Genomic DNA, 25,092 nt, shown 5'->3' on the forward strand with positions numbered 1-25,092 from the left:
CTTTACAATGATGAAATGGGTGGTTTTTTTGGTATCTTCCAAAGATGTGGCAAAGCATGCTGGCGTATCTCAAACAACCGTGTCTAGAGTGTTGAATACGCCAGAATTTGTAAAGCCAAAAACAATTGAAAAAGTGATGAAGGCGATTGAGGAATTAAACTATATACCAAATGATATTGCAAGATCGCTTGTTCAGAAAAAAACAGGCATTATCACACTGATTTCAGGGCCATTACACAATCCTTTTTTTGTTGATACAACAACTGCAATCGTTAATTATGTCAATTCACGAGGCTATAAAGTGAATGTCTATTTTGGTACTGAAGATAATTTAGATTCCATTTACAATGCGGTTTTAGAGACGAAGGCAGATGCGATTATTTTATCTTCCATGCTATTTCAAGATGATTTGTTTTTTAAACTAGAAAAACGGGGAATCCCATTTATTATGTTTAATCGTAAGCATCAAGAAAATAGACATTTTGTTGAAATTGATAATGTGAATGCTGGCTATATAGCAGCTAACCATGTCCTATCATTAGGGCATCAATCAATATGCTGGATTGGTGGTCCCCATCAAATGAGTACATTTGATGGGCGCTATCAGGGGTTTAAAAAGGCAGTAAAAAATCATGGAATAGATGCCAAATCAATACCTACTTTTATAACTAATACGAATAAAAAGGATATTGAACGCGCCTTTGATGAGCTATTAAAACTCGACATAAGACCTACTGCTATTTGTGCAGCTACGGATGCAATTGCCATCGAAATATTGAATCTTTGTTTAGAGCGAGGATTCCAAGTTCCTAAAGATTTTAATGTCATTGGCATTGATAATGTCGAGCTCAGTAAACATCATTCTATTGCTTTAACTACAGTAGGTTTAACCTCAGAAGAAAACTTAGGTTTTATTGCCATTAAAAAATTATTTGAGGTCATGGAGAAAAAAAGTACTTGCATCCAGCAAACAGAGTCTGTTAAACTTTTCCCAAGAAATACAACGTGTAAAAATGAACTGATTTAATATCAGTTTATTTTTTACACCAAAATGGTTACGTATTCATTTCTTTATTTTCTGAAATGAATACGTAACCATTGGGAGGAAGGAGTGAAACAAGTCTTGAAAAGGGGCTTATGGATTAATGGGGAGTGGAAAATGACAGCTGAATGGATAGAGGTTCAAGCTCCCTATTCACAAGAGGCGATTGCACAATTTGCAATGGCCACTGAACAAGATGTACAGGAGGCAATTGCAAGTGCACATGCAGCAGCACCAAAAATGGCTGCTTTAACCGCTTTTCAACGCGCAGAGATATTGGAGCAGTTATCCACGCTATTTGCAGAGAATCGGGAAGAAGCGGCAAATATTATTTCATTGGAATCAGCAAAGCCATTAAAGTATGCCTACGCTGAAATTGATCGCACAATTGAAACGTATAAATTTGCTGCAGAAGAAGCGAAGCGACTAACGGGTGAAATGATTCCAATGGATGCATCGATAAATGGAGAGGGACGATTTGCTTATACGATACGTGAACCAATCGGCGTTATAGCAGCGATTACACCATTTAACTTTCCGCAAAACCTAGTGGCACATAAAGTAGGCCCAGCATTAGCAGCAGGCAATACAATTGTTCTAAAACCTGCCACGCAAACGGCATTGTCAGCTCATTTTCTAGCCAAGTTATTGACCCAAACCAATTTACCAGCAGGTGCCTTTAATCTTGTTACTGGACAGGGGAAATTAGTAGGCGATGTATTTTTAGCCCATCCAAACGTTAAAATGATTACGTTTACAGGAAGTCCTGCGGTAGGGATTTCCTTACGTAATCGAGCTGGATTGAAGAAAGTTACCTTAGAATTAGGTTCCAATGCCGGTGTAATTATTGATGAAGGGGTCCAGCTCGATCGCATTATGGATCGTATTGTCATGGGGGCTTTTTCAAATCAAGGCCAAGTTTGTATTTCCTTACAGCGTATTTATGTAATGGAGAGAATGATACACGAATTTTTAACGCTGTTTAAAGAAAAAATAGAACAGCTTACAATTGGTGATCCAATGGATAGCAAGACGGATCTAGCGACGATGATTTCACATACTGAACAACAACGTGCCCAAGAATGGATTGAAGAGGCAGTCTCTGAAGGGGCACAAGTGATTACTGGTGGCCACATAGACAACCATGTTTTATTGCCGACTGTTTTATACAATGTTCAACCACAAAGTCGTGTGTCCTGTGAGGAAATTTTTGCACCTGTCGTCACGGTCAATACAGTTTCTTCGATGGAGGATGCAATAGCAGCTATTAATGATTCCCACTACGGCTTACAGGCTGGTATTTTCACTCCTTCTATTCAGACTGCATTTCAAGCTACGAAAGCATTACAAGTTGGCGGTGTCATTATTAATGATGTACCTACTTATCGGGTAGATCATATGCCGTACGGTGGAGTGAAGGAAAGTGGCACTGGTCGTGAGGGCATTAAATATGCGATTGAAGAAATGACGGAAATGAAGTTAGTCATTTGGAATAACCAATAATCACGAATGGAGATGGGAAAAATGAAAACAATCAAACAACACCCAAAATTGTATGTGATGGACAATGGTACGATGCGAATGGATAAAAACTATATGATTGCGATGCATAATCCAGCAACCATCGATCATCCAAACCAACCAAATGAATTTGTGGAGTTCCCAGTTTATACAGTGCTGATTGACCATCCAGAGGGCAAAATTCTATTTGATACAGCATGTAACCCAAACTCGATGGGACCAGAAGGACGATGGGGTGAATTTACGCAAAAAGCGTTCCCTATTAATATGCCAGAAGAATGCTATTTACATCACCGGTTAGAAGAATTAAACGTTCGTCCCGAGGATATCAAATATGTAGTTGCTTCCCATTTGCATCTCGACCATGCAGGCTGCTTAGAATTATTTACAAATGCGACGATTATTGTACAGGAAGACGAGTTTAATGGAACATTACAAACATATGCTAGAAACGTGAAAGACGGTGCTTATGTTTGGGGTGACATTGATATGTGGATTAAAAACAATCTACAATGGCGCTTAATCAAGCGTGGCGAGGATCAAGTGAAGCTAGCAGAAGGGATACAAGTATTGAATTTTGGTAGTGGCCATGCTTGGGGTATGTTAGGTTTGCATATTCAGATGCCAGATACAGGAGGCATCATTTTAGCCTCAGATGCCATTTACACGGCAGAAAGCTTTGGCCCTCCTGTCAAGCCACCTGGCATTATCTATGATTCTGTAGGCTATAATACTACTGTTGAACGGATTCGAAGACTAGCAAATGAAACAAATTCACAAGTATGGTTTGGTCATGATCCTGTACAATTCAAATCGTTTAGAAAATCGACGGAAGGCTATTATGAATAGATAGGAGTAGAGAAGTCATGCATAAATTAACCTTTACACCTACAAGCTATACCGGCTGGGGTAGTTTGAGTCAGCTCATGCTAGAGGTAGAGAAGTTTAACGCTCGCAATATTTTGATCGTGACAGATCCATTATTAAAAGAAATAGGTTTAACAGATCATGTTGAAAAACCTTTGTTCGAAAAAGGCTATTCAACAACCATTTATACTGATATTGCACCAGAACCCGCACTCGCAATTGGCGAAAGACTTGTAGCTTATACACGTCATCATTCATTTGATTTAGTGATTGGTGTAGGTGGAGGCAGTGCGCTAGATTTAGCAAAGCTTGCTGCTGTGTTAGCAACACATGAGGGAAAAGTAGCAGATTATTTAAACTTAACAGGAACAAAAACAGTAGACAATAAAGGTCTACCTAAAATCTTAATCCCGACGACTTCTGGGACAGGCTCGGAAGTAACGAATATCTCTGTCCTGTCACTCGATACGACGAAAGATGTCGTGACACATGATTATTTATTAGCGGATGTAGCAATTGTGGACCCTGCCCTTACGATTTCTTTACCACCAAAGGTGACGGCAGCTACAGGTGTCGATGCCTTGACACATGCTATCGAAGCCTATGTATCTGTGAATGCTAATGAAGTAACAGATGCCCTTGCACTACAAGCCATTCGATTAATCAGTCATTCAATTCGAACAGCTGTCCATGATGGGCAAAACAAGCAAGCTCGAACAGATATGAGTTATGGTAGCTATTTAGCAGGTTTGGCCTTTTTCAATGCAGGTGTAGCGGGCGTCCATGCTTTAGCCTATCCACTTGGTGGCCAATTCCATATTGCCCACGGTGATTCTAATGCAGTACTGTTACCGTATGTCATGGGTTATATTCGTCAAAGCTGTGAGAAGCGCATGAAAGATATTGTCGATGCGATGGGCCTATCATCCATGTACTTATCACAACAAGAGGCTTCCTATAAATGTGTAGAAGCTTTACACCAACTGATAAAAGATGTTCAAATTCCTTCAACTTTACAAGGATTCGGTATACCAGCATCTGCACTAGAACAATTAACAGAGGACGCTACAAAGCAAACACGAATTTTAGCGCGTAGCCCAATGCCACTAGAGCGTGAAGATATTTATAAAATTTATCAAGCTGCCTACGATGGCGAGGTTCAGGAACCATAAGAAAAAGAGAAACATTGCTTTTATGATTAAGAGCTTAAAAAATATAAATAAAGGGACAAAACATATTAATAGGAATAATATGTTTTGTCCTTTTTGTCAACGTTAAGAAAAAATGAAACCAAATAAGCTTTGGGTCCATATATACTTCAATTTACGGAGCCTTTTAGTACAATAAGGATTGACATAATAAATAGGTAGCCCTGTATTAAAACGAAAGGAGTGCTAAATTGGATAAGTTTGAAGACTTCCTCCCAAGAAATATATATGATGTTGATAAAGTTGAAAAAATCAAAAAACTAGATAGCTATATAGTAGTGCCTTTATTGCCTAGCCTCCTCGTATTCATTCAGGATATGAACTGGCCAGTTGCACCTGGCATATTGGAGATTTTATTAACGTTCCCCAAGGAAATTGTTCCTCATGTACAAGATGTTTTATGTTCAGATGACGATAACTGGAAATAGTTTATTCTGCAATTTTTGGTTATCCGTTTGCCGGTAGAGTCAAAAGTTCAATTGAAAGAGTATTTAACAAGGGTGGCCGAAACCCCCACACAAAATGAGATCGCAGAAGAACTTGATGAAATCGCAAAAGAAATTTTAGAAACACTCTGATATAAAATAATTATGATTAAATTATTAATTTAACGCACGAAGTTTTAAGTAAAAAAAGGATAGGTATAGCAGGAATTCTCACTGCTTACCTATCCTTTTTTTAATATATCTCGATTTAGTATACTATTTACAATATTTTTATCTTTTTTCTCTTCAAAAAGAGGAACCCATTAAACTCAGACACGGGGTGTTATTTATAGTGTTCCACGTATTTTCCTTCTTCAAAAATTTCTTGTGCACTTAAAGCAGTCCAATCCTCTGGAGTTTTATCAGGATTCAAGTCAAGATAGGATCTAATCATCTTGTAGCCTTCACTGTAACCGTAATTTTTCGGCAACCCTTTTCCACCGTATAAAACCTCTGAAGTACGATTCGAGTCGTACTTATTTAAATCAGGTTCAACTTTAGACCATAACACCTTGTTGTAGTTCAAATCCATTGGTATATAGCCGATGTCGGGATAAACGGACTCTTCAAACATGACCGCTTTACCTTCAAAGACTATATTATCCAAAACCGAAGCCCCGTCATATTTACTAGCATACTTCTCTGCCCATACGCTGTGATGGTATTCGTGGGCAACGGTTAACTTTAAACTATCATCCAAAACATTTAGATTAAGCGGGAGGATAATTTTGCCCGCCCCAACTGCGAATGGCGTCCTATTATTGGCGTAGGAAGGGAATACGCAAACCGCTACATCACTTTGAGAGGGTAAGAGGTCTGCGGATTTCAACAGAGATTCTTGAATGAGTTGATTGATTTCTGCTTTACGAGTCTCCATTTTTTCACTTACCACTTGTATTTCTGTTAACTCTTTAGGAACCGTATTTAGAAGGGTTTCTGCCATATGAATGTATTCTCCATTTTCAAAACAGTCCTGGTATATCGGTTGAATGATTTCTTTATTATACAGTTCCAAGATTTCCGAGGTTGAAAGATTTGAATTATCTCTGACCTTTTCAATAAAAGGATAAAACAGTTGATTGGCATGAATAATTTTGTATTTTTGTTTAGTTTGAGGGTGCTCGAATGAAAACACCATCTCTTTGTCATCTGTTATTTGCTCTTTCTCATGAAGTTGGTTCTCACCTTTTTCAGTTTGTGTGCAGGAAGTAAGCAATAGTAGTAATAGACATAGAATAAAAGTTGCACCGATTTTAAATTTCATTTTCAACATTTCCCTCCTGATTTATGGAAGCTATTAATTCTTTTCAATGCCAATTATAACTTATATTACCAAATGAGGGTAGAATGAGAACGGTATTTGTCATGCTTTGTTATGTAAACCTTCAATAATTTTGTAAAATTATTTTTCTTTTCTACATTTTAAACAAACAGCAATACTCTTTTCCCTTTTAGGGCCATTTTGAGTACCCAATTTCTTGTTTACATTACAGAGAAATTGGATTTTTATTTATGGATTATCTTAACGTTGTAAATTTCTGTCTCCTAACGATACCTGAGGTGCAGCTTGACAGAGAAAAATACATAAGAGAATACTAGTGTTTTTATGTACTTTGCACTAATTATCTTTTTATTTCTTAATTGGTTAGTTAATTTCAATTGTTATTGTAACAACAATAGTGTATTATGCATAGTATAAACCATATAGTGTATGTCATATAGTATATAAAGTTGAGGTGGGTGAATGAGTACATTACTGAATTCATTAACGACAGAGCTTAGGAGAGGAACGCTGACATTGGCTGTTTTAAGTCAATTGAGAACACCCCAGTATGGATATTCACTTGTTCAGTTATTGGAGGAATCAGGCATTAACATTGATCAAAGCACCTTATATCCATTGCTTCGTCGTTTAGAAAAACAGGAGTTAGTAACGAGCAGCTGGGATACCTCTGAGAGCAGGCCCCGTAAGTATTATGTTTTAAGTGAATATGGTCTGGAAATCTACTTGCAGTTAAAAAAAGAATGGATTAAAAATTCGAAAGAACTTTACGGTTTATTAAAAGGAGATGAGGAAGATGAATTTGATTGAGGTTTATATTCAAGAGGTCATTCGCAGGATTCCTGAAAAAGGCCGTGCAGATATTGCACTCGAGTTGCGTTCAACGATTGAGGATATGCTGCCTAATGATTACAACGAGCAAGATGTTAAGGTGGTAATTGAAAAATTAGGGAATCCAGCCGCATTAGCGAGCGGTTATCGAGATCAACCAATGCATCTCATAGGCCCACGCTATTTTGATGTATATGTCTCATTATTGAAAATGATTGTACCAATTGCTTCTGTGGTCGCACTCATTTCTATGATTGCCGAAAATTTTATCGGTTATCGTGGAGAAGAAGCTATTGTAAATGTTGTTCTATCCATAATGGGTGAAGGAATATGGAGAATAATTGAAGTTGGTATACATGTCTTTTTCTGGGTAACACTCGTTTTCGCCATTATAGAACGAACAGATAAAGGAAAGGATCAGCAGCCATTATCAGCAAGTCTACAAAAATGGACACCTGATGATTTAAAAAGCATCACTTACATTCCTAAGAAAAAGGCTATTACAAAGTGGGCAGTATTTGGAAGTTTAATGTGGACAGCGATTTGGGCCACCCTTTATTTTTATGCGGATCACCTTCTAGGTGTATATGAAGGCGGCAGAGCTGGACTTGAATTCGTGATTCCAGCTTTAAATCAGGATGTTTTACTTCGCTATTGGCCAATCGTTATCTTTGTCATCATCATCGAAGTTGGGCTAGCTCTCTACAAATTAATCAAGGGGCAATGGACGAGAAAAATGGCAATCCTCAATACTGTTTTTGAGCTTATTGCAACCGTTGTATTCATTGTTATTTTAAGCAATCCGAATTTAATGTACCAAGATTTTATTATCTATATGAGTGATTTATTTACTACGACAGCCAAGCAAGTTGAAACAACTATAGTTAGCGGTACATTAATCATATTTATTTTATCTGCGGCATTCAATGTATTCGACGGATTTCGTAAGGCTAGAATCCGTTAATCCTTAGGTATATTAAAGTGGAAGTGCTGATCTTTTTCCATATTGTAAGGTCCTGAATTTTATAGTAGCAGATATAGCCACTATAGACCGAGTAAAAACCAAATTACACAGTATGAAAGGAATCCAACCAATAGAGTTTCCATAGAAATAACAAAAAAAGAATCTGCCTTTATCGCAGATTCTTTTTATTGAAATTTTACGCTTCCGCATCTGGTGTAAAAGTACGAGCCGCTAATTCAGCATCTAGCATAAAGACGGCGTTTGAATCACTTTCGATACGTTCGATTTTACGAATTAATGTATCGAATGTAGATTCTTCTTCCACTTGCTCGTCAATGAACCATTTTAAAAAGGCCATTGTCGCGTGTTCACGTTCATCTAAAGCGATATCCGATAAATTATAAATGCGACGTGTCACTTCTTTTTCGTGCGATAAAGCCGTTTTGAAGGCATCTAAAATCGATTCGAAATGATTGCCTGGGCTTTCAAAGCCCTGAATCGTTGCACGGTAGCCCATATCACTTAAGAAATTATAAAATTTCATGGCATGGAAGCGTTCTTCTTCAGCTTGTACTAAAAAGAAGTTAGCGAAGCCATCATAATCTTGATCTGTGCAATAGGCTGCCATTGCCATATAGGCATGTGCAGAATAAAATTCAAAATTCATTTGTTCGTTAAGTGCTGTGTGTAGTTTCTCAGATAACATAAAAGTTTTCCTCCTTTTGCAGTAAATGACTTCATTACTAGTATACAGTGAAGAGGGTACATCATACAAAAAATTTAATTTTCATGGCAAATCATGCAAAAAATAAATGATATTCGTTCTCAATTAGAAGATTTATACATTTTCACATGATGAAGTGGGGCAGGGTCAAAATGATTCATCTTAAAGAAAAACAGAACAACATATAAAGGGGGACAAGAAAAAAATCGCCTCGACATAAGTCGTAGCGATTTTTTCATCATTATTGTTCTAGTTTTTTTTGATTTTTGACACCGACTAAATAGCCACCAAGTGCGATAGCAATTAAGACAATCCAGAAAGTAGCTTTCCATACAGTGGAGTGTGGGAAATCATGTGGAATAATTCCTAATTTCTCATGTGCTAGTGCTAACACAGCTAATTTCACACCAACCCAACCAACGATCAGGAAGGCAGCTGTTTCAAGTGAAGGGAATTTATCAAGTACTTTTACAAACCAACGAGCGGCGAATCGCATCATGATTACACCGATAATTCCACCTAAGAACATGACAGCGAATTGACCAGCGTTAATGCCACCAACATCAAAGTTACCAATATGCGGTAATGTAACGGCAATGGCAACTGCTGCTAGAATTGAATCAACCGCGAATGCGATATCAGCTAGTTCAACTTTTACAACCGTCATCCAGAAGCCAGATTGCTTTTTAGGCTCTTTCATTTCTTCGGAGTCTTGTGATGCTTTCCGTGAATCATAAATATGCTTAATCGACATAAACAATAGATAAGCAGCACCAATTGCTTGGATTTGCCAGAAATTAACGAGTGTTGTAATAAGGAATAATGCAGCGAAGCGGAAAACAAATGCCCCGATTAACCCATATAATAAAGCTTTTTGTTGTTGTCCTTTTGGTAAATGCTTAACCATAACAGCCATTACGACGGCGTTGTCAGCTGCTAATAAACCTTCTAGTACGATTAATACGACGAGTACCCATGCGTATTCTAAAAAAATTGCCTCCAAATTTGTTTCCTCCTTTAATTGTTGAACAGAAATGAATGGCTTGCTACCTTATTCTTTCCCTATTTTAAGCAAAAGAAAAAGACCTCTGCCTAAAAAATAGGCAAAGGTCTTGCTAAGCAATTAACTGTTCGTTGCACAGAACGTATTCTGTGTGAAAAGAAATGCCATCACACCCGATGGTAGTATACCATGTAATGACGAATGTGAAATCAGATGCATCGATCGCATCTGCTAGCTACTCCCCTTTGACAATAAAGTCAAAAGCTATTCAGTTCTTACTTAGATAATAGCATGTGACAAAATAAAAGTAAATAAAAATATACTGCTATGGAGAAAAAATACTTTTCCGTTACGTTTGCACAAATGGTAATATAAAAAGATGGGCGAAATTTTTACAACTTAGAAAGGAGACAAACATGTATAGAAAATTTTTTTCCTATTACAAACCACATAAACGATTGTTTGTCATCGATTTTTCGAGTGCAATCATTGTAGCCATCTTAGAGCTTGCATTTCCACTGGCCGTTCAGTGGTTTATAGATGAGCTGTTGCCAACAGGCGATTGGGGTATGATTGTTAAAATAAGTGTCTTATTGCTGATTGTTTATGCAATTAGTACATTATTGAACTTTATTGTCAACTATTTAGGACATAAACTCGGCATTAATATTGAGACAGATATGCGGCAGGAATTATTTACACATGTACAAAGGCAATCATTCCGTTTCTTTGATAATACAAAAACAGGCCATATTATGAGCCGTATTACCAATGATTTGTTTGATATTGGTGAGTTTGCTCATCATGGACCAGAGGATTTATTTATTGCCATTATGACCTTTATTGGAGCCTTTGCCATTATGTTTAATGTGAACCCAACACTCGCTTTAATTGCAGTGATTATGGTGCCATTTTTAACATGGCTTGTGACCTTTAGTAATGTCAAAATGAACAATGCATGGAAAACGATGTACGGCAAAATAGCTGATGTCAATGGACGTGTAGAGGATAGTGTATCAGGTGTGCGCGTTGTGAAATCCTTTACAAATGAGGATTTTGAAATCAAACGCTTTCAGGAGCAAAATGGATTTTTCCGCGCAGCTAAATTGTATGCCTATAAAATTATGGCAGGAACACACTCCAGTATTTATATGATGACACGCCTCTTAACATTAGTGGTGCTTGTTGTCGGTGCGTGGTTAAGCTTTAATGGAAAGTTATCTTATGGTGAACTTGTAAGTTTTGTCTTGTATACAAATGTTCTTATTAAGCCAATTGATAAAATTAGTGCATTATTAGAGCTTTATCCGAAAGGTATGGCTGGCTTTAAGCGCTTCCGTGAATTAATTGAGCAGGAGCCAGAAATTCAAGATCGTGAGGGTGCGAAGGTTATCAAGCACTTAGATGGTGACATTTCATTCAATCATGTTCACTTTAATTATGATACATCGAAACAAGTTTTACGTGATATATCTTTTGTTGTAAACGCTGGTCAAACCATTGCCTTTGTAGGACCATCAGGCGCTGGTAAAACGACGATTTGTTCGTTAATTCCTAGATTTTATGAGGTCACAAATGGTGCAATTACGATTGATGGTATTGATATACGCAATATGACACAGGAGTCATTACGTGCTCAAATTGGTATCGTTCAGCAGGACGTCTTTTTATTTACGGGGACAATTCGAGAAAACATTGCCTACGGAAAATTAGACGCTAGTGAGGCTGAAATTCGAGACGCAGCGAAAAAGGCTCATCTAGAGGCATTTATCGCAGAGCTACCAGATGGCTATGACACCCAAATTGGGGAACGAGGCTTGAAATTGTCAGGTGGTCAAAAACAAAGACTAGCCATTGCTCGAATGTTCCTGAAAAACCCACCAATCTTAATTTTAGACGAAGCGACTTCAGCGCTAGATACAGAAACAGAAATGATTATCCAGCAATCCTTAACAGAGCTTGCTGAAAATCGTACAACTTTAGTGATTGCCCACAGATTGGCAACTATTCGTAATGCAGATCGTGTGCTAGTTGTGACAACGGACGGCATTGAAGAAGATGGCACGTATGATGAATTAGTTGCTCAAAATGGTATCTTTGCTAAGCTTCATCATATTCAATTTCGTAAGGAACAAACAGAACCCAGCACTCAAAAGGATTTTGTTGAACTAACATAAAATACGTACGCCTCAGACTGTAGACAAACTCAAAAAATAAGAGTTTGCCTACGGTCTTTTTTCATTTACAAATAATTAAGTAAAGCCGTTGATTTCTTTGTGGTAAAGGAAAATAGATTCTCCATATTGTGTGCTCATTTTTTTAAAATAAGGAAGGGGTTTTTTAGTAATTAGTAGAAAATACAATTACTAACAAAATTGCGTTACAACATGGAGGGGAAGACATGGACAATCAAAGAATTATTGGCCAAACGAAAAGTGTTGGCTATCAAGTAGGAGTTAGAAGGACTTTTCCAATTTCACAGGAGCAAGCTTGGGCGCTTATTACGACAGAAGAAGGGTTGAATTCCTGGTTAGGGGAGGTCACTCATATTATTCTTCAACCAGGTCAAACATACCATTCAAAGGCAGGGACAGGGGAAATCCGGATAGTTAAACCGTTACAGCAGCTTCGCCTGACTTGGCAAAAAGAAGAATGGTCTAAACCGTCTACAGTACAAGTGCGTATTATTTCCAAAGATAGTAATAAAACAACGATTAGTTTTCATCAAGAGCATCTTTCTAACCAGACCGTTCGGGAAGAAATGAAATTATATTGGGAAAAAGTGCTAGATGGTATTAAAGAAAGGGCGCTAAATACGTAAGTGAACATAAAACAATAGCATCTCCCTAAAATTTCTCAGGGGGATGCTATTTACTGAATTCTTAGGATTCCTTATTTTCATGACCTTTGGATGTCCGTGTATAATCCTGAGGAGCAAGAGCTTTATTACGCTCCGTATAGCCCTTAGGTGATAAGCGCAAGATGGATTTTTTTATGGTAGCCCAATTTAAATCTGTCGCAAGGTTCATGTAAGAGTAGCCATAAATTCGAATATTGCATAAGTAAAGTAGTGTCAAATATACAGACACAAAGAAGCCAAACAATCCTAAGAAGGCACTGGCAAATATAAAGGCAATTCGTAAGATGCTGACAGAAGTAACAAGTGACTGATTCACCAATGTGAAGGATGCGATGGTAGAAATGGCGATAACAACGATCATTTCAGGGCTCGTTACCCCTGCTCGAATAGCAGCATCCCCGATAATTAATCCACCTACAACACTGATTGTTCCTCCAATCACTGATGGCAGACGCAGACCTGCTTCACGAAACAATTCAAACATCAGAAGCATAAGTAGCATTTCAAGCGAAGAGGGGAGAGGTAATCCTGCTTTTGCTTGCACAACAGTAGCAAGTAGTTGTAAAGGTAATTGATTTTGATGATAGGTAGTTAAAGCTAACCAAAATGCAGGCAGTAATAGGCCGATTAGAATGCCGAATATCCTTAATAATCGTTCAAGAGAACTGAAGACAATCGGGTATTCATTGTCTTCAGCTGATTTAAGTAATAGAAATAGATTAACAGGTGTGACGACGGCATAGGAAACACCATCTACAAAAATAATGAATCGCCCTCTTGCTAATGCTTGGACCGCATAATCAGGCCGCCCTGTATAATCGAATTTAGGAAATAGTTGGGAGTTTTTATTCACCCGTTCCATTAATAAATCCCCACTAAAAACGATATCTGTATCAACGGCAGCCAGTTGCTTTTTTATTCCATGTAATATGTCCATATCTACAATGTCATCAAAATAAAGAATAGCCACAGTTGTTTTCGATCGCTTTCCAAGCTCCATCTTCTCTACACAAAAGGAATTGGTCGGCAATCGTTTTCGAATCAGTGCGATATTGATGCGTATATCCTCAATAAAGTTATCTCTCGGTCCTTTAATAAGAACTTCCATACGCGTTTCTTCAGGTTTGCGATTAGGCTTCTGTGCTATATTACTAGCATATAAAAGGTTATCTTCATCAAAATACAGTAGCAAGAAACCACTATATACAAATGTTATAAGCTGTTCCTTGTCTTGTATTTTTTCCATACTAGGAATATGAAGATGCCTTGCAATATTCTCTTCAAAGGGTATCTCATCCAAATGATCGTATAAATACTGAACACGTTGGATAATTACTTCATTAAGCATTTGTTGATCAATCATGGCATCACAAGTAATAAAGTGTACTTTCCGCTGATTAAAGGTATACTCCTGAAATTGAATATCCGCTGATTTTTGAAATAATTTTCTGAGCGTACTAAGATCTAGCGCATGTTCTTGCTGAGGCATTATGATTCACCACTTTTCATGTCATGTTCTTCAGTTTTCCCCTTTTTAGAAGATTTATCCGACATGGAAGCTACGATAACGAAAAAAATTGATAGTACAAAGAAAAAAATAAATGTGGAAGTTAAAATATAATTTCCTTTTACTTTTAAAAATAAGTTTTCATTTAACATAATTAGTGGTAAACAAAGGATAAAGAAGGGTGGAGCAAGCATTTGCCATATGCGCTTCGGATTACCTGTCATTTTCAATAAATCTGCCACAATATATAACAGGAAACTAACACGAATAAAAGTTCCAGTTAACCATTGGTAGATGGAGAAAAAGTCAAGATGCTCAATATAGCGCCCAATAGTGACTAAACCCCATTCTTCATAGGCAGGATAACGCTGTTTAGCCGCTTCACTTGGGCCAAATTCTGTAATAGCCCCAATTAATGGCCCTAATGTCAGACCCACCAAAATAGCCAGCATAATGACAAAGTGATACCAACGAATTTTATCTTTAAATTGATGCTGTAAAAATAACAGCATTAATAATTCGATAAACCCAGATGCGGGAAATACCATACCTTGAAAAATAGGTTGTAAGCCATGTTCAAAAAATGGTCGTAATAAATCATAGTCTTTTACCTGTAAGTTGGTAAATGCCACGAAAAAGCCAAATACGACAACACCGAATAACACAAAAACGTTCAATATTACAATCGTCTGTAAGCTAGTCGTCACAAGTAAAATACATAAAATGGTATAGATAAACAATAGGATGATAACGGGTGTTTGCGGTAAAAATGTCGTATTGACCCATTGTAATGTTTCAACCATCGTAAAGGCTGCCATAATCATTAAAAAAATGACAATCGTATAAATAACAATACTAGAGCCGATTTTTCCTATTTTTTCGCTTAACCAGTCCCGAATTGGTTCCTGTTTCGTCTTTTTTTGTATATACACTAATAGAAATAGCCAAAAGAAAATAATACCCCCAGCAAACAATACAGATAGCCAGCCATCTCTTTTGGCCACATCCAATAGTGGGGGAATAATTGTTACATGGTTTTTTAAGCCAATAACAGTCATTGATAGGAAGATGACATGTAAAATACTGATTGATCCTACACCTTTCATGTTGAAAACCCTCTAACATTGATTGATACATATTAGCTTAGACAAAAAAAGTCAGCTTTATAAGCAAAAAATGGTATGAGCTTCATGAAAAAAAGAGGCATTTGATGATTTAATCGTCAAATACCTCGTCTTGTGAATTTTAGGCTAAATTAATGAATATATTTCATGCTAACAAGATCTTCTTTTAAGACATCTGTTGGGATTTCAAACTCAACAACACCCATATAACCTGGTGCAACCTCATATTTATCGAAGGAAATCACAAGCTTCCCTTTATCCGAAATGTAGAATTGCTGATCTGATTTAATTGTTGTAAATCCTTCCATTAAATCTTCATCTGCAAGCCCAGAACCTTCCACCCAATAGCTTTTATCCCCATTAGATTCTGCTATTTGTGTACGCATTTGCTCTTTAATATTTTCACTGATTGCTTCAATATAATGTTGATCTTTAAAGAGCATCGGTAACGTAATTAAAATTTCGTTTTCTTTATCGATCGTATCGTATTCCATCACCGTTGACGAAGAACCAACAGTATTGACAACATAACGGCCAATCGATAAAATTTGGTCATTATCAGTTTTTATTTCAAAGCCGCTATCAACCCCTAAATGACCTCCGCCCTGAGCCTTTAAATCACCAACCTCTGCGATAAATTCATCGTAAAGGGCTTTGCCTTTTGCACGATATTTTTCATTTAATGCATTGGCAAGATCTTGATTTTCTAAATTTTCAATAGAAGGTACCTTAATGTTGGCATCATACGTGTCTTCTGCAACCTCATATTCTGTCCATGTTAATACTTTAACAACACTTCCTACAACAGGGATTTCAGAGAGTGTTCTTGCCATTGCAGGGCTAACGTTTAAACTAGCAGTAAACAGCATAGCTGCAGCTGCTGTACCTAGTAACCATTGGGGTGTACGATTTCTTTTCTTTTTTCGACCTTGTTTCAGCGTACTTTCAACCACAAAGTCTAGCTCCTTAGGTATAGGAACCTCCATATATTGTTTTTCTAATTCTTGTAATTTTTTATCCATGTGCAGTTTCTCCCTTCACATCTTCCAACTGTATTTTCAATAATTTTAGTGCTTTATAAAGACGCGATTTGGCTGTACTCAACTTAATGTCAAGGATGTTCGCTACGTCAGCGAGCTTTAAATCCTCAAAATAATGGAGAATGACAACCTCACGATACATTTGTGGGAGCTCATCTAATGCATGCTCCAAGTCAACATTTTCATAAACATCCTCTTGAGCAGGAGTTAAATATTGTAATGTATCATCATCTGTAACTTGTAAGCGTTTATGCTTACGTAAAAAATCTATGGCTGTACGGACTACTATTTTGTAAAACCAGCTTTTCATATAGGTAACATTTTCTAGTCGATCTAACGAAAGCATGGCTTTTTGGATACTGTCCTGTACAACATCTAGTGCGTCCTGTTCATTTTTTGTATAGCTATACGCGAGCAAATAAAAACGCTCTTTTTGTTCACGAATGAATTGGACGAACACCTCTTCATGTTGAAATGCATTTCTTGTTTTCATGTCCAAAGAAGCTCCTTTTTTAACATTGTCAAATTGTATACATTTACTAGACGTACGAAGGGAGGGAAAAAGTTAATTCCATGAAAAAAACTTACCCCAATATGAGATAAGTTTTATCTTTCCATAGTATTAGCATACCTCAACAAAACAAATGATCATGAAAAATAGTCATATGTATTTTTCAAGAGTAATAGGATGGTCACAGCAATAAATAATTTTCTTACATAACCACTGCCACGTTTAATCGCAAATTTAGAGCCGACAATGGCACCCACAATTTGAGCAAGTCCCATAGGTAAACCATAGGCATAATTTATTTGCCCTAAGTATATAAACATAAGAAGGGCTGCTATATTACTGCCGAAATTTAAAAATTTAGCATTTCCTGCTGATTGTAAAAAATCAAAACCAACCATGAGAAAAGCAAAGAGTAAAAATGAGCCTGTACCAGGACCTAAAAAACCATCATAAAAGCCAATAAGTGTGATAGCTATGACAAAAATTAACGAGCGTTTTGGCGTTAATTTTTCATAGGTAGTCATACTTCCCCAGTCTTTTTTGAAGATGGTGTAGATGGCCACGGCTGCAAGCATAATCAACATTAATGGCTTAAGTACACTAGGGTCCATTAGGTGAACGATCCATGCCCCTAGCATGGAACCAAAAAAGACAAAAGGGAATAGCTTATAGACGGCTTTAATATCAAGTTTACCAGAGCGATAAAATGTCACTGTGCTAGTGAGTGACCCCATCGTTCCTGCTAATTTATTAGTTGCTACTGCAGCAGAGGGTGGCAGACCAACAAACATGAGTGCTGGTAACGAAATAAGCCCGCCGCCTCCAACAACTGAATCAATAAATGCTGCTAAAAAACCAAAAAGAATAAGGATTAATAAAATATTTAGATCTAAATCAAAAGGCACTACAGGTCATCTCTTTTCTATCATAATAATCTGATAGTAGCGGACTAAAGATAGGCTGTAAATACTCTACCTATTATATTATGATATGAGCTCAATGAAGGAATTGATAGAGTATTCATATAAATTCTACATTATTCGAAAAATTTCTACTTTAAGCAATTATTTTAATGTATTATGTAAATGATAGTGTTTTTACGTAAAGGGGACGTGATGACATGAGTTTAGGAAATCATATACGCGTATTACTCTGTGTCGTGTTTATGGGAGTGCTTGTAGGATATGTCTTTAATGCAAAAAAAGATATAACAGAACATGAGTATATTGATACCGTAAAAGAAGGGTATTTGGAGAATTTTTCAGATGTCACAGTTCGGAATGCATTTAATTACGCTTTTTTTGAACCGTATTGGCGTTATTATCAAGCAAAAACAGGGGAACATGTTGTTGAATTATCTGGTGATATTACGTTTCAAGGTGTAGAGGGACATGCTATTTTACAGTTTGTCGTAAATGAGCAATCACAGCAATTTTCACTTCAGGCGATGAAATTTAATGATATTGTTTTTAATCAACAACAAAAACAAAAGCTAGTCGGCTTGGTCTATCAAACATGGGAAATGAAACAAATAGCTTATGAGTAAGGTTTTTTGTTTTGTAAATCATTCAAACTGTATTACAGTAAAAGGGGGAGCTTAGAGACAGAGAGGATGTTTTAAATGAGATTAAGTATTTTAGATCAAATGCCTATACCAAAAGGTCATTCGGCTGAGGAAGCCTTCCAACGTACAGAACAACTGGCGCTATTAGGTGAAGAACTTGGTTATCATCGTATGTGGCTAGCTGAACATCATAATAGTCAGTCACTAGCAAGTTCAGCTCCCGAAGTGACAGCTGCTTTTTTAGCTGCGAAAACGAAACGTCTCCGCATTGGTACTGGTGGCGTCATGATGATGCATTATTCACCTTATAAGCTAGCAGAGGTATTTAAGACATTGGCTGGGCTAGCACCTAATCGTATTGACTTTGGCGTGGGAAGAGCGCCCGGTGGTGATCATGCGGCTATTTATGCGCTAGCAGAGGGTAGAAGGCAACGATTCACGGAACAGTATGATAAGCTCGAAATCATTTTAAAGCTAATGAATAATCAAAAAACAGGGGAATCTGTCTATGATCAAGTCGTCGCAGCACCTGTTCATATTCCACTACCAGAGGCTTGGTTACTAGGTTCGAGTGGTCAAAGTGCCATGCAGGCTGGTCAGCTTGGCCTGGGCTATTCGTATGCACAATTCTTCACTGGTAATATGACTAAAGATATTTTTGATGCCTATAAAGCGTATTTTACGCCTTCTTATTATATGGAAAAACCACAAATTATTGTGACGTACGCAGCAACGGTTGCGCCAACGTTAGAAGAAGCGGAATATTTGGCAAAACCAATTGATATTTCTCGCCTGCAACTCATAAAGGGACAAATCATTCAAACGATGTCACCGGAAGATGCAAAGGATTATCCGTTAACAGAAATGGATAAAATGACAATTGCCAATAATCGTAAAGCAAACCTTGTCGGTACGCCAAAGGACATTGCCACGTTTTTAACTGCTGAGAAGGAACATTATGGATTTGATGAAGTCATGCTAAATTGCAATCAATATGAGTTAGAAAGTCGTTTAAATACGTATAGATTCTTGGCGAAAGAATTATTATGAAGTCCAGCAGCAAAATAATCATCAAGAAATTAAATAACATAAACTTTTCAAAATCACCTTTCACTTAAGGTGATTTTTCTTTAATAAATTTTTGTTGTCCTACTTTTATGCATGAATTCTTCATAAAGGAAGTACAAATAGAAAAACCCGGAAAAATTTTCCGGGTCTGATTACCACTTACATTAAATGCTCCATGACACACAGCCTCGCTTCCGCATAGGATCTTAAGATATTCCTAAGAAAACTGTACTTTAGCTTTATTCAGCTTTGATGGTCCTTTTGAGTTATCGATCAATCGCACTCATCGGGTTAACCCTCCTTGTCATAGGATTTGAAGTGAAATCTTTAATAGTATAGATCAATGTTTATTTTTATATACGTATTATGAAAAAAAATTTTAATAGTAAAAAATACCATTCCTAAATACCGCATTGATAAGTTTCAGAAAATCTGCTCATACTTGAAATTGGAAGATAATGACCCATGGATTAGTCGTATGTACAGTGACTTTAAAAGGAACACACGATAGTGTATATCCACATGCAATACAATTTGATGAGAAACAGACACTAAATGATTCATATTATTAGTAGCTTAGTGCTGATTACTTGATTTTTTTAAAAATTTTGTAAATAGTTCATACTAATAGTATATATTTAATACGTAATTAAATTTTATTGGAGGAATATGATGAAACTAGGAGCATTCTCAGTAAGTTTAACTGTAAAGGACATTAATAAATCAAAATCATTTTACGAAAATTTAGGGTTTGAAGTATTTATGGGCGATATTACTCAAAAGTGGCTCATTATGAAAAATGAAAGTAGTGTTATTGGTTTATTTCAAGGAATGTTTGATAAGAACATTCTGACTTTTAATCCAGGATGGAACGAACATGCTGAAAATCTTACCTCATTTACGGACATTCGAGACATCCAAAAACAGCTTAAAGCAAAGGGCGTAAATTTACTGACAGAAGCTGATGAAACAAGCAGTGGACCTGCGAATTTTACACTTGAAGATCCTGATGGAAATATCATTCTTTTAGACCAACACAGATGAAATGAAAGGAGCGATTCTTCAAAAAGAATCGCTTTTTTGTCTATATGAAAAACTCCCTGGTGGAATACAAATTCATCCATTTTGACCATTCATGTAGCTTTATAAAATAATAAAGACTGAGAATTGATTAAAATCATCTTCCCTCTATAGATTGTAAGAGGGGAGATGATTTTGTTCTAAAAGAAATGTACTTCTATTTGGAACCCTTATTCCTTTCAAACGTATTAAAGTAAAGAGAGAAGAGGTGGAAAGATGAAAATTGAAATGGAAGTAAAAGCATTTGGCGAAGTTGAAGTTCAAGGAGTAGAAGATGCTTTTAAAGGTGTAGAACTAATGAGCGTACATAAACTTTCTAAAGATACAACACTAGGTGAATTAGAAGCACTACTCACTACGCTATTTGAAGAAATCGAAAATGGATACAAAAATCCTCAGCAATGTGTAGGTAAAATTACAATTCGCGCCAAAAAAGAAAATGGCGAAATTGTATATTTAGGTTAAATGAAGCTAGATACGTTTCTGCGATACGTAGAATCGTTTTTTCAATTATTGAGCTAACGAAGCAGTTTGGTAAAAAACAAACGGATGTTTACTTTAAAGGGATTATCAAAATTCGTTGTTTAGTAATTAAATTTAAGTCTATGAATATGTTAATGAGATATTCAAAATAATGATGAAAATAGTTCCCCTAAACCTTTACGGATATGTTAGTACAAGATCAGGAAATGCAATGTATAATCCCTATTAAAGAAATTAGATAGTGGAATTTTCTTCAATGCTAATGAAGGGAGAGATTATATGGAAAACGACTGGGACAAAGCTATAAGTTCTCTTTCTAAAATTAACGTTTTTTCAAACCCAAATAACGAGCCAGTAACCATAAGTGGTGAAGCTGATGACTTGAAGTGTATAGGTGTCGGGACAGATGCGGCTGTTTTTCAGTCTCTTTCCGCTCCCACTTATGCATTTAAAATATATGCCAAGGACAAAATACACAAAGTAAAAATTGAAGCAAATGTCTATCAGATATTAGAGGGTTCACCTTTCTTTTCAACATGTTTTGCTTCATACGATGAATTCCTCGTTTTAAGTTACGAAGAGGGACCGACTCTCTTTGACTGCATTTTACAAGGTATTCACATACCAGAACAGGTTGTTAATGAAGTGGAGGATGCAAGAGAATATGTTCGGAATAAGGGTCTTAACCCCCGTGATATTCATTTGAAAAATATTTTACTACAAAATGGAAGAGCAAAAATAATAGATGTCTCTGAATATACACTACAAGGTAATGATTTTCGATGGGAGCATTTTAAAAAAGGCTATGAGCAATACTACCATTTAATAGATGGAAATCCTGTGCCGTTATGGTTAGTAGAAAAGATCCGAAAGAGGTATAACCAACGGGGGAAGAATGCTTCATATGAAGAGTTTACAAAGAATATTTTAAAACTTCTGTATAAAAATTAGTTGAACTAACCGTGGCTTTACTTCAAGTTCGGAGTAAAGCCTTTTCTACTTCAACTAACGACGTAGGGTAAGTGGAAAAAGGCGTCTCTAGAAACAATAAGGGGAAATGTATGAAAAAGGTTTTAATTTCTTTATTAGCCGTTGTTGGGCTAGTAGTTGGAGTTTATTTTGTATTTAACCTTAAACCACCTAAACCAACCATAACCATTGAAAATAATACGGTAGAAGTGGCACAAGGTTCTTATTGTTGGGGTGGGCTTATTAACGGTCAATGTATCGATAAGATTTCCCCACCAGATATTATAAAACATCAACATCTTAAACCTGTTGTTGTATCACCTAGAGCTGAATTAAAAATTGAATTTAATCGTGAACCACAAGAAAATACGATTGGTGCATATATATGGTTTAGTAATGATGAAATGAAAAAAGTCCTATTAAATAACAACATATTTTTAGTGCCGAAAGAAAAAGGTGTGTATATTTATAGTGTTTCTGCACATTGGAAAAAGGGAAGTTCGAGTTATGCCTTTGTAATTGAAGTTAAGTAAGAATTTTTCCACTCACGGGGCATTATTTAAAAAGAGGCTGGGACAGAACTCGACTATTTTGAAAAATAGCGAAAACAGATAATAACTTTTTTGCTTCAATGAATAGAGTGTTCCTTCCTAAATCAAAAAAGTGTTAGACCGAAATACAATCGGTCTAACATTTTTTCTTTTTGTCCCAGCCTCTTTTTAATGTAAAGTACTTTTGATAAAATTAAAAGGATATTTCAATAACAATAATAATATAATAATAAACAATACAATTTTATTGAAAAACGATAAAAAATATAATAAAATCATGTTGTTATTAATAAGTGAGGTGCTTTAAATGAATGTTAAACAAGGTTCAACTACTTTTTTAAAGGTAATTATTTTTCTGATAGGACTTGCGATGCTTGCTTTATGTATCTATTGGTTGCCTAAGATAGCCATTAAAGATGCAAAGGTACATCCAGATACGGCTTATTTCCTAATCCCCTTTTTAGTAAGTGCCTATGGATTCTGTATTACGTTTTCTGTTGCGTTGTATCAAGCATTTAAACTATTAACCTATATCGAAAAAAACAATGCTTTCTCTGAATTATCGCTTAAATCTTTGAAGGTAATAAAAAAATGTGCTTTTACAGTCATTTTCCTCATTCTGTTAGGAATAGTAAGCTTAAAGGTTCTTGCTAAAATCACAGGAGACGACCCAGCAGGTCCTATATCACTAAGTCTAATGGGTATTTTAGCAACAAGTATCATCGCAGCTATTGTGGATGCACTTCAAAAGCCATTAAAAAATGTACTACATATTAAGTCAAAAAATAATTAACAGTTTGAGAAAATTTAATGAACGAGGTAACAAATTACGATACTCTTTGTAGGGATAATTGGATTCGATTATCTACAGGTTTGTCAATTTCATATTCCTTCTTCAACTCCCATGAAAGAACTTAATCATCTTTCATTTTCTGTGGTGAAGTGCTGATTTTCGCTTCATGGATGGCTAACAGGGTGCCTTAATTGAACAGAAAGTACTCCTGATAAAATTCATTCCTAATAAAATTAGTGCTTGCATCATGGTACTCTCTTTACCATAAAATAGGGAGATGGCTAACAGGGGGATTTTATCAAACTTTCTTCTCTAGTAATATACTATTTAATGCTGTCATGAGTATGTTTAACGGAGGTTTTTTAGTATGAATATCATTAAAAAAATTACCAAGATAGTGGGGTTTTTTCTAGGTATATTGGCTTTGATTGTAGGGCTTGGATACGCCATTCTTGAGATTAATCCATTGGGGAATAAACCAGGTAAACCAGTTGCGGATATTGAACGAAAGGTTGAAATTTGGGGAGAAGAAGTTGTAGGTAATCATGCTGGAAGTAAGCTAGACGATATGAATATTAAGGGTAATCCTAACAGACTACTGGCTACATTCAAATTTTCCACTAACATTGTGGGAGAAAAATATAAAGATAATGAAGCTGCTATTGATACCTTTACCTATGTCCATGAAATTAAAGGAGGGTATGAAAAATCTACCTATGAAGATGAGCCATATCTGATTCCTTATACGATGTCAAACAGTGACAGTGCCGTCATTGTTATTCCAGGTGGTGGTTATGGCTATAAGGAAATGGATGGCGGAACTGCTGAAGGCAAAGATGTAGCTGAATCTTTAAATAAGGCAGGTATCAACGCGTTCGTTTTACACTATCGTTCTAACCCTTATGAATGGCCTATTCCACAATTAGATGTTCAGCGTGCTGTCCGTTATCTACGTTACCATGCAAATGATTATGGTATTCATCCAGATAAAATTGGATTGATAGGTTATAGTGCTGGTGGTTTTCAAACTGGTAGCTTTATTAACCTCATTCAGGGAGAAAATCTGTTTCCTGATAGTTATCAGCTTGATGTCATCGATGCAGTCGATGACCAAGTAGCATCTGCAGCTATGATCTACCCTGCATTGACGTACCGCTATAATGTACCTATGCTCTTTGCTTCTTTTAATGATGAAGATGTAAGAAATCCAGAAGAGCGTGAAGAGCTTTTGAATCAGACCGATTTATCTCAGCATTTCAGTACAGCTACTATACCTCAGTTTATTGCTTATGGGACGAATGATTTAGCAGTTGGGGTAAAAGGACCGCAGGAGTATATCCAAGCTGCCCGAGTTGCAGGTGCGGATGTCACTGAAATTGTAGCAGAAGGTCAGAATCATGGCTTTAAGCAGGAACATTATATGAGAGAGTATGTTGAATGGGTAAAAAAAGTTTTCGATTCTTTATAATGTATCGTTCTTACTTTTGTTACTTAACACTTGTAGTTGAAAAAGTACCTTTGAATTTGATGAACAACAAGAATTATCAATAAAACAAGCATTTGCATATACGCATGCATTGAAAGGGATAACGATTACAGGCAAACAATAGTGATT

At 36.4% G+C, this 25,092-nt stretch carries 24 protein-coding genes and 1 pseudogene; 17 read left to right on the top strand and 8 right to left on the bottom strand.

Features of this window, described 5'->3' with window-relative positions:
• Nucleotides 1-19: 19 nt before the first annotated feature.
• From GJU32_RS21830 to GJU32_RS21850, 5 genes and pseudogenes are all read left to right on the top strand, one after another.
• Nucleotides 20-1,027 (top strand): LacI family DNA-binding transcriptional regulator, encoded by a 1,008-nt coding sequence (locus GJU32_RS21830; RefSeq protein ID WP_230875124.1) that lies wholly within the window; start codon nt 20-22, stop codon nt 1,025-1,027.
• A gap of 96 nt (nt 1,028-1,123) precedes the next feature.
• Nucleotides 1,124-2,545 (top strand): aldehyde dehydrogenase family protein, encoded by a 1,422-nt coding sequence (locus GJU32_RS21835; RefSeq protein WP_155594046.1) that lies wholly within the window; start codon nt 1,124-1,126, stop codon nt 2,543-2,545.
• A 21-nt stretch (nt 2,546-2,566) separates the two neighbouring features.
• The gene (gene ahlS / locus GJU32_RS21840; protein WP_155594012.1) at nt 2,567-3,412 is read left to right on the top strand and encodes an AhlS family quorum-quenching N-acyl homoserine lactonase; all 846 of its coding nucleotides are present in this window, start codon (nt 2,567-2,569) and stop codon (nt 3,410-3,412) included.
• Nucleotides 3,413-3,429: 17 nt separating this feature from the next.
• The gene (locus tag GJU32_RS21845) at nt 3,430-4,602 is read left to right on the top strand and encodes an iron-containing alcohol dehydrogenase (protein ID WP_155594013.1); all 1,173 of its coding nucleotides are present in this window, start codon (nt 3,430-3,432) and stop codon (nt 4,600-4,602) included.
• A 227-nt stretch (nt 4,603-4,829) separates the two neighbouring features.
• Nucleotides 4,830-5,216, top strand: a pseudogene (locus GJU32_RS21850) (DUF5071 domain-containing protein).
• A gap of 190 nt (nt 5,217-5,406) precedes the next feature.
• Here GJU32_RS21850 and GJU32_RS21855 read toward each other — a convergent pair.
• A complete protein-coding gene (locus tag GJU32_RS21855) occupies nt 5,407-6,387 on the bottom strand; it encodes a DUF2268 domain-containing putative Zn-dependent protease (RefSeq protein WP_155594047.1) in 981 nt (326 codons plus the stop codon).
• Nucleotides 6,388-6,867: 480 nt separating this feature from the next.
• Here GJU32_RS21855 and GJU32_RS21860 point away from each other — a divergent pair, with 480 nt between their 5' ends.
• Together GJU32_RS21860 and GJU32_RS21865 are read left to right on the top strand one after the other, a co-directional pair.
• Nucleotides 6,868-7,215: a PadR family transcriptional regulator gene (locus GJU32_RS21860; protein ID WP_155594014.1), complete on the top strand. Its 348-nt coding sequence runs from the start codon at nt 6,868-6,870 to the stop codon at nt 7,213-7,215.
• Nucleotides 7,202-8,200: a hypothetical protein gene (locus tag GJU32_RS21865; protein ID WP_155594015.1), complete on the top strand. Its 999-nt coding sequence runs from the start codon at nt 7,202-7,204 to the stop codon at nt 8,198-8,200. The genes GJU32_RS21860 and GJU32_RS21865 overlap by 14 nt, the downstream gene beginning before the upstream one ends.
• Before the next feature lie 196 nt (nt 8,201-8,396).
• On the opposite strand, the gene GJU32_RS21870 is transcribed toward GJU32_RS21865, so the two are convergent.
• Together GJU32_RS21870 and GJU32_RS21875 are read right to left on the bottom strand one after the other, a co-directional pair.
• Entirely contained in the window at nt 8,397-8,906 is a 510-nt protein-coding gene (locus GJU32_RS21870) for a ferritin (RefSeq protein WP_155594016.1), read from the bottom strand.
• Between the two features lie 259 nt (nt 8,907-9,165).
• Nucleotides 9,166-9,927, bottom strand: a complete 762-nt coding sequence (locus GJU32_RS21875) for a TerC family protein (RefSeq protein ID WP_155594017.1) — start codon at nt 9,925-9,927, stop codon at nt 9,166-9,168.
• A 416-nt stretch (nt 9,928-10,343) separates the two neighbouring features.
• Here GJU32_RS21875 and GJU32_RS21880 point away from each other — a divergent pair, with 416 nt between their 5' ends.
• Nucleotides 10,344-12,104 (top strand): ABC transporter ATP-binding protein, encoded by a 1,761-nt coding sequence (locus GJU32_RS21880; RefSeq protein WP_155594018.1) that lies wholly within the window; start codon nt 10,344-10,346, stop codon nt 12,102-12,104.
• A 224-nt stretch (nt 12,105-12,328) separates the two neighbouring features.
• Nucleotides 12,329-12,748: an SRPBCC family protein gene (locus tag GJU32_RS21885; protein ID WP_155594019.1), complete on the top strand. Its 420-nt coding sequence runs from the start codon at nt 12,329-12,331 to the stop codon at nt 12,746-12,748.
• A 61-nt stretch (nt 12,749-12,809) separates the two neighbouring features.
• Here the strand turns inward: GJU32_RS21885 and GJU32_RS21890 are convergent, their stop codons facing one another.
• From GJU32_RS21890 to GJU32_RS21910, 5 genes are all read right to left on the bottom strand, one after another.
• Complete coding sequence (locus tag GJU32_RS21890; RefSeq protein WP_155594020.1) at nt 12,810-14,276, bottom strand: spore germination protein; 1,467 nt, start codon at nt 14,274-14,276, stop codon at nt 12,810-12,812.
• A complete protein-coding gene (locus tag GJU32_RS21895; RefSeq protein WP_155594021.1) occupies nt 14,276-15,400 on the bottom strand; it encodes an endospore germination permease in 1,125 nt (374 codons plus the stop codon). Before GJU32_RS21895 ends, GJU32_RS21890 begins: the two co-directional genes overlap by 1 nt.
• A 149-nt stretch (nt 15,401-15,549) precedes the next feature.
• The gene (rsiV, locus tag GJU32_RS21900; RefSeq protein ID WP_155594022.1) at nt 15,550-16,440 is read right to left on the bottom strand and encodes an anti-sigma-V factor RsiV; all 891 of its coding nucleotides are present in this window, start codon (nt 16,438-16,440) and stop codon (nt 15,550-15,552) included.
• Nucleotides 16,433-16,951 carry an RNA polymerase sigma factor gene (locus GJU32_RS21905; RefSeq protein ID WP_155594023.1) on the bottom strand — a complete coding sequence of 173 codons (519 nt, stop codon included), beginning with the start codon at nt 16,949-16,951 and terminating at the stop codon, nt 16,433-16,435. Before GJU32_RS21905 ends, rsiV begins: the two co-directional genes overlap by 8 nt.
• A 155-nt stretch (nt 16,952-17,106) precedes the next feature.
• Nucleotides 17,107-17,874: a sulfite exporter TauE/SafE family protein gene (locus GJU32_RS21910; protein WP_155594024.1), complete on the bottom strand. Its 768-nt coding sequence runs from the start codon at nt 17,872-17,874 to the stop codon at nt 17,107-17,109.
• A gap of 215 nt (nt 17,875-18,089) precedes the next feature.
• Here GJU32_RS21910 and GJU32_RS21915 point away from each other — a divergent pair, with 215 nt between their 5' ends.
• The 8 genes from GJU32_RS21915 (at nt 18,090) to GJU32_RS21950 (ending at nt 24,945) form a co-directional block, all read left to right on the top strand.
• Entirely contained in the window at nt 18,090-18,515 is a 426-nt protein-coding gene (locus tag GJU32_RS21915; protein ID WP_155594025.1) for a hypothetical protein, read from the top strand.
• A 75-nt stretch (nt 18,516-18,590) separates the two neighbouring features.
• The gene (locus tag GJU32_RS21920) at nt 18,591-19,583 is read left to right on the top strand and encodes an LLM class flavin-dependent oxidoreductase (protein WP_155594026.1); all 993 of its coding nucleotides are present in this window, start codon (nt 18,591-18,593) and stop codon (nt 19,581-19,583) included.
• A 690-nt stretch (nt 19,584-20,273) separates the two neighbouring features.
• Nucleotides 20,274-20,645: a VOC family protein gene (locus tag GJU32_RS21925; RefSeq protein ID WP_155594027.1), complete on the top strand. Its 372-nt coding sequence runs from the start codon at nt 20,274-20,276 to the stop codon at nt 20,643-20,645.
• A gap of 252 nt (nt 20,646-20,897) precedes the next feature.
• Nucleotides 20,898-21,146, top strand: coding sequence for a hypothetical protein (locus GJU32_RS21930; RefSeq protein WP_155594028.1), 249 nt, complete (start codon nt 20,898-20,900; stop codon nt 21,144-21,146).
• A 297-nt stretch (nt 21,147-21,443) separates the two neighbouring features.
• Nucleotides 21,444-22,115 carry a serine/threonine protein kinase gene (locus GJU32_RS21935; protein WP_155594029.1) on the top strand — a complete coding sequence of 224 codons (672 nt, stop codon included), beginning with the start codon at nt 21,444-21,446 and terminating at the stop codon, nt 22,113-22,115.
• A gap of 110 nt (nt 22,116-22,225) precedes the next feature.
• Complete coding sequence (locus tag GJU32_RS21940; RefSeq protein ID WP_155594030.1) at nt 22,226-22,666, top strand: hypothetical protein; 441 nt, start codon at nt 22,226-22,228, stop codon at nt 22,664-22,666.
• Nucleotides 22,667-22,991: 325 nt separating this feature from the next.
• Nucleotides 22,992-23,477 (top strand): DUF2975 domain-containing protein, encoded by a 486-nt coding sequence (locus tag GJU32_RS21945; protein WP_155594031.1) that lies wholly within the window; start codon nt 22,992-22,994, stop codon nt 23,475-23,477.
• Nucleotides 23,478-23,844: 367 nt separating this feature from the next.
• Entirely contained in the window at nt 23,845-24,945 is a 1,101-nt protein-coding gene (locus GJU32_RS21950; protein WP_155594032.1) for an alpha/beta hydrolase, read from the top strand.
• The last annotated feature ends 147 nt before the right edge of the window (nt 24,946-25,092 follow it).

The sequence above is a fragment of the Lysinibacillus cavernae genome (assembly GCF_009724685.1).
Classification (GTDB): Bacteria; Bacillota; Bacilli; order Bacillales_A; family Planococcaceae; genus Lysinibacillus; species Lysinibacillus cavernae.